Origin of the sequence: Nonomuraea aridisoli (assembly GCF_003236395.1) — a bacterium.
Lineage (GTDB): Bacteria > Actinomycetota > Actinomycetes > Streptosporangiales > Streptosporangiaceae > Nonomuraea > Nonomuraea aridisoli.
Map to the genome: position 1 here is coordinate 19,186 of NZ_POUD01000092.1, position 10,552 is coordinate 29,737.

Here is a 10,552-nt window from a genome sequence, read left to right on the forward strand (position 1 = left end):
ACCGGGCCGCACCGCTCACCAGGGGCGAATTACCGACGCTCGAGTTCCTTGGCCTTCGCGATGGCCTGGTCGATGCCGCCGACCATGAAGAACGCCTGCTCGGGCAGGTGGTCGTACTCACCCGCGCAGAGGCCCTTGAAGGAGGCGATGGTCTCGTCGAGCGGAACGGTCTCGCCCGGCTGGCCGGTGAAGGCCTCGGCCGCGTACATCGGGTGCGACAGGAAGCGCTCGATGCGGCGGGCCCGCTGGACGGTGACCTTGTCCTCTTCGGACAGCTCGTCGATACCGAGGATCGCGATGATGTCCTGGAGCTCGCGGTACTTCTGCAGGATCCGCTTGGTCTCCTGGGCCACCCGGTAGTGCTCCTCGCCCACGATCTGCGGGTCGAGGATCCGGGAGGAGGAGTCGAGCGGGTCCACCGCCGGGTAGATGCCCTTCTCCGAGATCGGCCGCGACAGAACGGTCTGCGCGTCGAGGTGCGCGAACGCGTTGTGCGGGGCCGGGTCGGTGATGTCGTCGGCGGGGACGTAGATCGCCTGCATGGAGGTGATCGAGTGACCGCGCGTCGAGGTGATGCGCTCCTGGAGCACGCCCATCTCGTCGGCCAGCGTCGGCTGGTAACCCACCGCGGACGGCATACGGCCGAGCAGGGTGGAGACCTCCGAACCGGCCTGCGTGAAGCGGAAGATGTTGTCGATGAAGAGCAGCACGTCCTGCTTCTGCACGTCGCGGAAGTACTCCGCCATGGTCAGCGCCGACAGCGCGACCCGCAGACGGGTGCCCGGCGGCTCGTCCATCTGACCGAAGACGAGCGCGGTGTCCTTGAGGACGTCCGCCTCCTCCATCTCCAGCCAGAGGTCGTTGCCCTCACGGGTGCGCTCGCCCACGCCGGCGAAGCACGAGGTGCCACCGAAGTTGCGGGCGACGCGGCGGATCATCTCCTGGATGAGAACGGTCTTGCCGACGCCGGCGCCGCCGAACAGACCGATCTTCCCACCCTGCACGTACGGGGTGAGCAGGTCGATGACCTTGATGCCGGTGACCAGCAACTCCGTGCGGGACTCGAGCTGGTCGAAGGGCGGGGACGGGCGGTGGATGCCCCACCGCTCCTCGATCTTGAGGGACGAGGTCGGGACGTCGAGCGTCTCGCCCAGCGCGTTCCACACGTGGCCCTTGACGACGTCGCCGACCGGAACGGAGATGGGGGCGCCGGTGTCGACCACGACCTGGCCGCGGACCATGCCGTCGGTGGGCTGCATCGAGATGGCGCGGACGAGGTTGTCGCCCAGGTGCTGGGCGACCTCGAGCGTCAGGGTCTTGGTCTCGCCGCCGAGGGTCACCTCGACGTGGAGCGCGTTATAGATGTCGGGCATCGCCTCGACGGGGAACTCCACGTCGACGACGGCGCCGGTGACACGTGCCACGCGGCCAGTGCCGGCCGCGGGGGTTTCTACAGTTTCAACAGCCTCTGCAGTCATTTCACTCTTTCCCCGCTGCGGCGTCAGCGAGCGCGTTGGCGCCACCGACGATCTCGCTGATTTCCTGGGTGATCTCGGCCTGGCGAGCCTGGTTCATCTGCTGGGTCAGCACCCGCATCAGCTCGTTGGCGTTGTCGGTCGCGGACTTCATCGCGCGCCGCCGCGCGGCCTCCTCGGAGGCCGCGGACTGCAGCAGCGCCGTGAAGATGCGGGACTCCACGTAACGCGGGAGCAGCGACTCCAGCACGTCGGCCGCGGTGGGCTCGAACTCGAAGTACGGCGGGATCACGGTGGACTCGGTCGCCTCGGTCTCCTCGACCTCCAGCGGCAGGATCCGCTTGACCACGACGTTCTGCGTGAGCATCGAGACGAACTCGGTCGAGACGATGTGGATCTCGTCGATGCCGTTGTCGTCCTTGAAGGACTCGATCAGCGTGTTCGCGATCTCCTTGGCGTCGCTGTAGGCCGGCTTCCTGGTGAAGCCGACCCAGCTGCCGCCCATCTCCCGGTTGCGGAAGGAGTGCCACGCGACACCCTTACGCCCGGTGACGAACGGCACCACGCTCAGGCCGCGGCCCTCCAGGTGCCCGCGCAGGGCCTCGGCCTCGCGCAGCACGTTGGCGTTGAAGCCCCCGGCGAACCCGCTGTCACTGGTGACGATGAGGACGCCCGCCTTGGCGGGGTTCTCCTTCGCCACGGTCAGCGGATGGTCGACGCTGGCCGCGTTGCTGACGACACCCGTGACGGCGCGAGTGATCTCACGCTCGTACGGGATCGCCGCCTGCATGCGCTGCTGCGCCCGCACGATCCGCGATGAGGCGATGAGCTCCTGGGCGCGCGTGATCTTCGCGGTCGACTTGACCGAGTTGATCCGCCGCCGCAGCAGCCTTAGCTGGGCACCCATGACCTACTTCTCCGCCGCCGGACGGACGACCTTCTTGATCTTCTCCTGGCCGACCTCGTCGGCGCCGAGCGGCGCCACCGGCTCGTCCTTCACCAGCAGCTCACCCGAAGAGGTGGTGAAGCCCTTCTTGAACTCCGTGATGGCGTCCTTGAGAGCGGTCGCCGCGTCGTCGGGCAGCTCCTTGGTCTCGCGGATGCCGTCGAGGATGCCCTTGTTGGAGGACTGCAGGTAGTCGAGGAACTCCGACTCGAAGCGCCGGACGTCCTCGACCGGCACCTCGTCGAGCTCACCGGTGGTGCCGGCCCACACCGACACGACCTGCTTCTCGACCGGGAACGGCGCGTACTGAGGCTGCTTGAGCAGCTCGACCAGGCGCTGGCCGCGGTCGAGCTGAGCCCGCGAGGCCGCGTCGAGGTCGGAGGCGAACGCGGCGAACGCCTCCAGGTCGCGGTACTGCGACAGCGACAGCTTCAGCGTGCCCGCCACCTTGCGCATGGCCTTGACCTGGGCCGAACCGCCGACTCGGGAAACCGAGATACCGACGTTGATCGCCGGGCGGACGCCGGCGTTGAACAGGTCGGTCTCGAGGAAGCACTGGCCGTCGGTGATGGAGATGACGTTGGTCGGGATGAACGCCGACACGTCGTTGCCCTTGGTCTCGATGATCGGCAGACCGGTCATCGAGCCGCCGCCCATGTCGTCGGAGAGCTTGGCGCAGCGCTCCAGCAGGCGCGAGTGGAGGTAGAAGACGTCGCCGGGGAAGGCCTCGCGGCCCGGGGGGCGACGCAGCAGCAGGGACACGGCGCGGTAGGCGTCGGCCTGCTTGGTCAGGTCGTCGAAAACGATCAGGACGTGCTTGCCCTGGTACATCCAGTGCTGGCCGATGGCCGAGCCGGTGTAGGGGGCAAGGTACTTGAAGCCGGCCGGGTCGGAGGCGGGGGCGGCGATGATGGTGGTGTACTCCATCGCGCCGGCCTCTTCCAGGCGGGCCCGCACCTGCGCGATGGTCGAGCCCTTCTGGCCGACCGCCACGTAGACGCAACGGACCTGCTGCTCGGGGTCACCCGAGAGCCAGCCCTCACGCTGGTTGAGGATGGTGTCGACGGCGATCGCCGTCTTGCCGGTGCCGCGGTCGCCGATGATCAGCTGGCGCTGGCCGCGGCCGATCGGCGTCATGGCGTCGATCGCCTTGATGCCGGTCTGCAGCGGCTGCTTCACCGGCTGCCGCTGCACGACCGAGGGGGCCTGCAGCTCGAGGGCGCGACGGCCCTCGGCCTCGATGGCGCCCTTGCCGTCGAGCGGGTTGCCCAGCGGGTCGACCACGCGGCCGAGGAAGTCGTCGCCGACGGGCACGGACAGGACCTCGCCCGTCCGGCGGACCGTCTGGCCCTCCTCGATGCCGCTGAACTCGCCCAGGATCACGACACCGATCTCACGGGTGTCGAGGTTGAGCGCCAGACCGCGCGTGCCGTTCTCGAACTCGAGCAGCTCGTTCGCCATCGCCGAGGGAAGGCCGGAGACATGGGCAATGCCGTCGCCGGCGTCGACGACGGTCCCGATCTCCTCGCGCGCGGCGCCTTCCGGTTCGTACGCCTGGACGAAGCGCTCAAGCGCGTCCCGGATCTCGTCCGGCCGGATCGTAAGCTCCGCCATCTCTACTCTGTCTCCCTATTCGCCTAGCCGGCCAACCGGCGGCGGACTTCTTCGATTCGTCCCACAATGGTGGTGTCGATGATCTCGTCGCCGATGCGGACCGAGAACCCACCGAGCACTCGCTTGTCCACCTCGACGTTCAGGTGCACGTCGCGGCCGTACGTGGTGCGCAGCAACGCCGCCAGCCGTTCCTTCTGCGCGTCGGTCAGCTCGACCGCGCTGCGCACCACCGCCACGAGGCGCTGACGCTGCGCGGCCACCAGCTGGCCCACCTCGTCCAGCCCTGTTTCCAGGCTACGCCCACGGGGGTGCAGCACGAGATGCGTGATGAGGCGCAGGCTGGTCGGCGCGACCTTGTTCCCGAGCAGGCCCCGCAGCAGATCGCGTCTGGCCTCCTCGGGGGCGTCGCCGTCGACGAGCGCGCGGCGCAGGTCGGGGTTGGCGGCGACGATGCGGCCGAAGCGGAAGAGCTCGTCCTCCACCTCGTCGAGCCGGGACTGGCTCTCCGCCTCCGCCGCAGCCGCGACGACACCGAGCCGTTCGAGCACGTCGGGCAGGTCGCCGCCGCGCGACCACCGGGCCGAGACCGCGGCCTCGGCGGTGGCGACGGCCGCCTCGCCGACCTTGCCGGCCAGCAGCGAGCGCACCAGGCTCGACTTCTGCTCGGCCGACCTGGCCGGGTCGGACAGGACGCGGCGCAGGCCGTGCTCACGGTCGAGCAGATCGGCGACCGCGAAGAGCTCGTCGGAGAGCGTACCGAGGTCGGCGCTGCCGGCGACCGCGTTGAACCGCTCTTCGACGTCGGCCAGCGAGGCTCTGCTCAGACCGCGCATCAGCGCACCGCCTGCGCGTTCGAGCTCTCCAGCTCGTCGAGGAACCGGTCGACGATGCGGCTCTGGCGGGCCTCGTCCTCGAGGGACTCGCCGACGATGCGGCCGGCCAGGTCGGTCGACAGGCGACCGATCTCCGCACGGAGCTGCGCGAACGCGGCCTGGCGGTCGGCCTCGATCTGGGCGTGCGCGGCCTCGACGAGCCGGCGCGCCTCGGCCTGGGCCTGCTCACGCAGCTCGGCCTTGATCTGGGCGGCCTGCTCGCGAGCCTCCTCGCGCAGTCGCGCGGCCTCGTGCCTGGCCTCGGCCAGCTGGTCGCGGTACTGCTGCTGCAGGGCCTGCGCCTCGGCCTGGGCCTCCTCGGCCCTCTTGATGCCGCCCTCGATCGCGTCGGTGCGCTCGGCCAGCGTCTTCTGGATACGCGGGACGAGCATTCTGCCGACGACGAAGAAGACGACGAGGAACGAGAAGATACCGACGACGAGCTCGTACGTGTGCGGGAGGAGGGGGTTGTAGCCGCCCTCCTCCGGCGCGGCGAGGAGCTTAGCTGCCATGGTCATGGGTGCAGCCTTTCGTCAGAGATTCTTCTTGCTCGTCAGATGGCCTGGAAGAGGAACGGGGCGACCAGACCGATGAGGGCGAGGGCCTCGGTGAGGACGAAGCCGAGGAGCATGTTCTGGCGGATCAGGCCGTACGCCTCCGGCTGGCGGGCGATGGCCTGCACGCCCTGACCGAAGATGATGCCGACGCCGATGCCGGGGCCGATGGCGGCGAGACCGTAACCGATGGCGGTGACGTTGCCGGAGACCTCAGCGAGAATGCCCATTACTGTTATTCCTTTACTGGACGGCCGGTGAAGCGGAGTCTCACCGGTCATGGATATTCCGGTATGTGGGTTTTCAGTGCTCTGCGTGCAACGAGCCACCGATGTACATCGATGCCAGCATCGCGAAGAGGAACGCCTGCAGGAACTGGATGAACATCTCGAAACCGGTGAAGATGATCGTCATGATCACGCCGACCACACCGACGGGGGCACCCAGCGGGGTGAGCTGCACGAACAGGAAGTGGAAACCGACCATGCTGAAGAACGCGAGCAGCATGTGGCCCGCGAACATGTTCGCGAACAGTCGCACGGCGTGCGTGAACGGCGCGATGATCATGTTGGAGAGGAACTCGATCGGCGAGAGCAGCACGTAGATCGGCTTCGGCAGCCCCGGCGGGAACATCATGTTCTTGAAGTAGCCGCCCGCGCCCTGGTGCTTCACACCGAGGTAGATCTTCAGCACGTAGATCGAGATCGCGAGCACCGCCGGGAAGGCGATGTGCGACGCCACGGGGAACTGGGCGATCGGGACGACGCCCAGCAGGTTCCAGACGAGGACCAGGAAGAACAGCGTCACCAGCAGGCCCATGAACCGGTCGGCGTCCTTGCCCAGGAACGGGCGGGCGACCTGGTCACGGACGAACATGTAGCCGTATTCGACGACGTTCTGCACGCCCCGGGGCACGAGCTTCGGACTGGAGAAGGCAGCCCACGTCAGGCCGATCACGAGGATCGCGCTGATCACCGCGAGCAGAACCGGCTTGGTGAACCATTCGACCCCGGCGACCGGGGCCAAATTGAAAAGCTCCTCAGGCGTCGGCGCACCGAACTCGTCGCCGTGGGCGGGGGCCGTCAGCGTAATCACGCGGCGTTCCCTTCAACGTCGTAGTGGATCACAAGGGTTTCCTCAGCGGAGTGTTCGCTACGTCGGACTAGCGAGAGAACTTTCGATAGGCCAGATAGCCGGCGAGTATCAGCCCCAGGACCGTGCCTATGGGGAAGAACGCGGACACGTCGAGCCAGCGGTCCAGCAACCACCCGATTCCGCCATAGACCGCCATCCCTGCGAGCAGATAGCTGGGGATCGACCACATGGCGTCGGCGAAGTCGCGACCGTCTTCTTCGGGTCGGCGTTCTTGTGCGCTCATCGCGGCCCTGACGATAGCAGGCGAGCAGAGGACTAGTCATATCGGACCCCGTCCGGTGACCGGACTCATGAGCCGCCCTTTCCGGGGACCCTGGCTTCGGGGTCGACGTAAAGCATCTTGGTCTTGACGAAAGCGCGCACTTCGAAGCCCGTCCAGACCACCGTGCACAGGACGACCGTCCAGGCGAAGGCCCGGGAATCCCAGGCCGTGGTGTCGCCGAAAACGCTCAGGACGACCATGATGGCGATGACCTTCACGAGATAACTCAGCATCGCGGCGATCGCCATCATCTGCGGGGAAATGCGCGCGGCATAGGAGACCGCCACCACGCTCACGCTGAAAAAGACACCGACGAGAACCGCTCCGATGGCCGCGCCGAGCGCGCCCTGGCCCCCCACCGTCAGCAACGACACGGCCACGGCGATCACTCCGACCACGGAGGTCGGAATGGCGGCGCTCTTCAGTACGCGCACGTCGTTGGCCTGCATCGATGCTCCATCAGCCTGTTGTCAAGCGAGCGTTTGCTACCTCCAGAGCATATGCATGCGGTGGAGGTGCCTGTTCGTGAAAGATATCACAAGCTCCGGGAAGACCGCTTTTACCTGCCGTTTCTAGTGCGCGATCAAGAGCGGGTGGGAAAGACCGGAATGACCGGATTGCCCTCTGCCGCCGCGCGTCCCGACGGGGGGCCGTCCGCGGGCGGGTGCTGACTCCTCATCTCGGCGTCGGGGAGGATCGGCGGCATCGGGCCGGTCGGCGGGCCGTCGTCGTCGGGCTGGTTGTCACGCGAGGCGGCGTGCGCGCCGCCCCTGCCCCGCCAGCGCGGCGCCGCCATCAGCACCAGCACGGCCAACGCGAGCACGATGACCACCGGGAACAGCAGGATCGGCACACCGATCGCGGACATCCCCACGATGCCGAAGGAGAACAGGAACGCCCACGCGTACATGATCAGCACGGACCTGCGGTGGGAGTGGCCGATGTCGAGCAGCCGGTGGTGCAGGTGGCCGCGGTCGGGCGCGAACGGGGACAGGCCCTGTGACGTGCGTCGCACCACCGCGGTGATCAGGTCGATCAGCGGCAGCACCAGCACCGCCGCCGGGACCAGCAGCGGCAGCAGCACGCCGAACCGGTTCGTGTTCTCGATGATCGCCGGGTCGAGCGGCGTCACGGTGACGATCGAGGAGGCGAGCACGAGCCCGATGAGCATGGCCCCCGTGTCGCCCATGAAGATCTTCGCCGGATGGAAGTTGTGCGGCAGGAAGCCCAGGCACGCGCCGATGAGAACGGCGGCGATCGCGGCGGTGGTCGTGATGCGGCCACCGCTGATCTCGTCGGCCAGGAAGATCGAATAAGCCCAGGTGGCCATGCCCGCGATGCACACGATCCCCACCGCGAGCCCGTCGAGCCCGTCGACGAAGTTGACCGCGTTGATCGTCACGACCACGACCAGGATCGTGATGACCATGCTGAGGGTGTAGTCGAGGCTGGTGGAGCCGCCCCAGTCCTTCGGCAGCGGGATGTAGAGCAGTCTCATGTTGTAGAAGACCAGCACGCCGGCCGCCGCGACCTGCCCGCCGAGCTTGATGAAGGGGTCCATCCCCCACCAGTCGTCGAGGAAGCCGGTGATCGTGATGAGCGCCCCGGCCACGATGAGCGCGGTGACCGCGTCGGCGTCGGACTCCGCCAGCGCCGCTCCGGTGTGCGTGAGCTGACTCGCCGTCAGCAGGCCCACCACCAGGCCGCCGTACATCGCCAGGCCGCCCAGTCTGGGCGTGGGGGTGGTGTGCACGTCACGCTCGCGTACCTCGGGCATGGCGCCGATGCGGATGGCGAAGCGGCGCACCAGCGGGACGAGGAGGTAGGTCACGACCGCTGAGATGAGCGCCATGAAGAGGTATTCGCGCACGGACCCTAGTTTCCCGGATGCTCCGGCCAGGTGTGACCGGAAACCGACACAGACCAGCTTAATATTCGCTGAGATATGGCCGATGGATGGCGAGAAGCGCCGACACTCTTTCCCGAATCTCCCGGGCGGCGCCCGGTTGGCGCACCGCCCTGTTGACCAGCGCCCCCACCTCCTTGAGCTCGTCGGGGCCCATGCCCTGGGTGGTCACGCACGGCGTCCCGACCCGGATCCCCGAGGTCACCGCGGCGGGTTCCGGATCGTACGGAATCACGTTTCTGTTCAGCGTGATCCCGGCCGCGGCGCACCTGCGCTCGGCCTCCGCCCCCGACACGCCCGTCGCGCGCAGGTCGATCAGCGCGAGGTGGGTGTCCGTGCCGCCGGAGACGGCCCGCATGCCCTCGACGGCCAGCGCGTCCGTGAGCGCCCTGGCGTTCGCGATCACCCTTCTGGCGTAGTCGGCGAACTCCGGCCGCATCGCCTCGCCGAACGCCACCGCCTTGGCCGCCACCGCGTGCATCAGCGGCCCTCCCTGCACGAACGGGAACACCGCCCGGTCGATCCTGCCGGCCAGCTCGTCCGTGCACAGGATCGCGCCGCCGCGCGGCCCGCGCAGCGCCTTGTGCGTGGTGAACGTCACGACGTCCGCGTACGGCACCGCCGACGGGATCGCGCCGCCCGCCATCAGCCCGATCGGGTGCGCCACGTCGGCCAGCAGCCACGCCCCCACCTCGTCGGCGATGCCGCGGAAGGCCGTGTACTCGATCAGCCTCGGGTACGCGGTCGCACCGCACACGATGAGCTTCGGCCGGTGGCGCAGCGCCAGATCCCTGACCTCGTCGTAGTCGATGAGTTCGGTGTCGCGTCGCACGCCGTACGACACGATGTCGAACCATCTTCCCGAGAAATTCACCTTGGAGCCGTGGGTCAGGTGGCCGCCGTGCGGCAACGCCATGGCGAGCATCGTGTCGCCGGGCTGCAGCAGGGCGGCGTACGCGGCCAGGTTCGCCGAGGCGCCCGAATGCGGCTGGACGTTCGCGTGGTCCGCCCCGAACAGCTTGCGGGCCCGCTCCACCGCCAGCCGCTCGGCCCGGTCCACGACCTCGCAGCCGCCGTAGTAGCGGCGGCCCGGATAGCCCTCGGCGTACTTGTTGGTGAGGGTCGATCCCAGGGCGGCCAGGACGGCGGGTGAGGTGAAGTTCTCGCTCGCGATCAGCTGGATGCCGCCGCGCACCCGTTCGAGCTCGTCCAGCAGGATCTGCGCGATCTCGGGATCCTGCCGGCGCAGCTGCCCGAAGTCGGGCCCGTAGTGCGGCTCCGCACCCATGACCTCACTGTACGACCTGGTGTCCGTTTCTCCCATAGGGCCGTCATGCCCGGGAAATCAGGGCTCACGGGAAGGCATGCGGTGCGTTGGCCGTCGTTTGAACCCACCGTGGGGTGTCGGCCGCCTCGTCGCTGATCGCGGTGAGCACGGCGTGGCGGTAGCGGGCGAGCCGCTCGCGCCACTCGCGGATGTCCTCGACGTACCGCTCGCCGACGGGGGCGTCCCACGTCTGCGGGCTCTTGGCGCGGCTGTAGGCCTTGTCGAGAACGGTCCTGAGCGTCTCCAGATGCGGCATGACGGCGTTCCAGGCGTCCACCAGGCGCTGGTAGTCGGGGTTGAACTCCCAGGCCCGCTGCGGCGCGTCCAGGGGCCCGGTGGCGGTGATGGGCGGCCGCTCCCCCACTTCCCTCGGCCGAGGCGCCGGCGGATCGACGTACATCACACCACCCTCCCCACCCCGCCGCTACCGCCATCCCTCTC

General features: G+C 68.2%; 12 protein-coding genes. All 12 read right to left on the minus strand.

Annotation, left to right across the window (positions count from 1 at the left end; translation table 11 throughout):
- Nucleotides 1-29 precede the first annotated feature (29 nt).
- Nucleotides 30-1,478 carry a F0F1 ATP synthase subunit beta gene (gene atpD / locus C1J01_RS22330; RefSeq protein ID WP_111180917.1) on the minus strand — a complete coding sequence of 483 codons (1,449 nt, stop codon included), beginning with the start codon at nt 1,476-1,478 and terminating at the stop codon, nt 30-32.
- Between the two features lies 1 nt (nt 1,479).
- On the minus strand, nt 1,480-2,382 hold the full coding sequence (locus tag C1J01_RS22335) for a F0F1 ATP synthase subunit gamma (protein WP_111180918.1): 903 nt from the start codon (nt 2,380-2,382) through the stop codon (nt 1,480-1,482).
- Nucleotides 2,383-2,385: 3 nt separating this feature from the next.
- On the minus strand, nt 2,386-4,035 hold the full coding sequence (gene atpA, locus C1J01_RS22340; protein ID WP_111180919.1) for a F0F1 ATP synthase subunit alpha: 1,650 nt from the start codon (nt 4,033-4,035) through the stop codon (nt 2,386-2,388).
- 23 nt (nt 4,036-4,058) lie between these two features.
- Nucleotides 4,059-4,868, minus strand: coding sequence for a F0F1 ATP synthase subunit delta (locus C1J01_RS22345; protein WP_111180920.1), 810 nt, complete (start codon nt 4,866-4,868; stop codon nt 4,059-4,061).
- Complete coding sequence (locus tag C1J01_RS22350) at nt 4,868-5,425, minus strand: F0F1 ATP synthase subunit B (protein WP_181448905.1); 558 nt, start codon at nt 5,423-5,425, stop codon at nt 4,868-4,870. The genes C1J01_RS22345 and C1J01_RS22350 overlap by 1 nt, the downstream gene beginning before the upstream one ends.
- A gap of 35 nt (nt 5,426-5,460) precedes the next feature.
- Nucleotides 5,461-5,691, minus strand: a complete 231-nt coding sequence (gene atpE / locus C1J01_RS22355) for an ATP synthase F0 subunit C (RefSeq protein ID WP_111180921.1) — start codon at nt 5,689-5,691, stop codon at nt 5,461-5,463.
- 73 nt (nt 5,692-5,764) lie between these two features.
- On the minus strand, nt 5,765-6,556 hold the full coding sequence (gene atpB / locus C1J01_RS22360; protein WP_111180922.1) for a F0F1 ATP synthase subunit A: 792 nt from the start codon (nt 6,554-6,556) through the stop codon (nt 5,765-5,767).
- Between the two features lie 67 nt (nt 6,557-6,623).
- Nucleotides 6,624-6,839 (minus strand): AtpZ/AtpI family protein, encoded by a 216-nt coding sequence (locus C1J01_RS22365; RefSeq protein WP_235854596.1) that lies wholly within the window; start codon nt 6,837-6,839, stop codon nt 6,624-6,626.
- Nucleotides 6,840-6,904: 65 nt separating this feature from the next.
- Nucleotides 6,905-7,327, minus strand: a complete 423-nt coding sequence (locus tag C1J01_RS22370; RefSeq protein ID WP_111180924.1) for a Cg1360 family ATP-synthase-associated protein — start codon at nt 7,325-7,327, stop codon at nt 6,905-6,907.
- A 134-nt stretch (nt 7,328-7,461) separates the two neighbouring features.
- Entirely contained in the window at nt 7,462-8,748 is a 1,287-nt protein-coding gene (locus C1J01_RS22375; RefSeq protein WP_111180925.1) for a glycosyltransferase family 4 protein, read from the minus strand.
- Between the two features lie 58 nt (nt 8,749-8,806).
- On the minus strand, nt 8,807-10,072 hold the full coding sequence (gene glyA, locus C1J01_RS22380; RefSeq protein WP_111180926.1) for a serine hydroxymethyltransferase: 1,266 nt from the start codon (nt 10,070-10,072) through the stop codon (nt 8,807-8,809).
- Between the two features lie 64 nt (nt 10,073-10,136).
- Entirely contained in the window at nt 10,137-10,511 is a 375-nt protein-coding gene (locus C1J01_RS22385; RefSeq protein WP_111180927.1) for a hypothetical protein, read from the minus strand.
- Nucleotides 10,512-10,552 lie beyond the last annotated feature (41 nt).

Excerpts from the sequence above, each read along its gene's own strand:
- atpD (WP_111180917.1), bottom strand. The coding sequence starts at position 1,478 with ATGACTGCAGAGGCTGTTGAAACTGTAGAAACCCCCGCGGCCGGCACT.
- C1J01_RS22335 (WP_111180918.1), bottom strand. The coding sequence starts at position 2,382 with ATGGGTGCCCAGCTAAGGCTGCTGCGGCGGCGGATCAACTCGGTCAAG.
- atpA (WP_111180919.1), bottom strand. The coding sequence starts at position 4,035 with ATGGCGGAGCTTACGATCCGGCCGGACGAGATCCGGGACGCGCTTGAG.
- C1J01_RS22345 (WP_111180920.1), bottom strand. The coding sequence starts at position 4,868 with ATGCGCGGTCTGAGCAGAGCCTCGCTGGCCGACGTCGAAGAGCGGTTC.
- C1J01_RS22350 (WP_181448905.1), bottom strand. The coding sequence starts at position 5,425 with ATGACCATGGCAGCTAAGCTCCTCGCCGCGCCGGAGGAGGGCGGCTAC.
- atpE (WP_111180921.1), bottom strand. The coding sequence starts at position 5,691 with ATGGGCATTCTCGCTGAGGTCTCCGGCAACGTCACCGCCATCGGTTAC.
- C1J01_RS22365 (WP_235854596.1), bottom strand. The coding sequence starts at position 6,839 with ATGAGCGCACAAGAACGCCGACCCGAAGAAGACGGTCGCGACTTCGCC.
- C1J01_RS22370 (WP_111180924.1), bottom strand. The coding sequence starts at position 7,327 with ATGCAGGCCAACGACGTGCGCGTACTGAAGAGCGCCGCCATTCCGACC.
- glyA (WP_111180926.1), bottom strand. The coding sequence starts at position 10,072 with ATGGGTGCGGAGCCGCACTACGGGCCCGACTTCGGGCAGCTGCGCCGG.
- C1J01_RS22385 (WP_111180927.1), bottom strand. The coding sequence starts at position 10,511 with ATGTACGTCGATCCGCCGGCGCCTCGGCCGAGGGAAGTGGGGGAGCGG.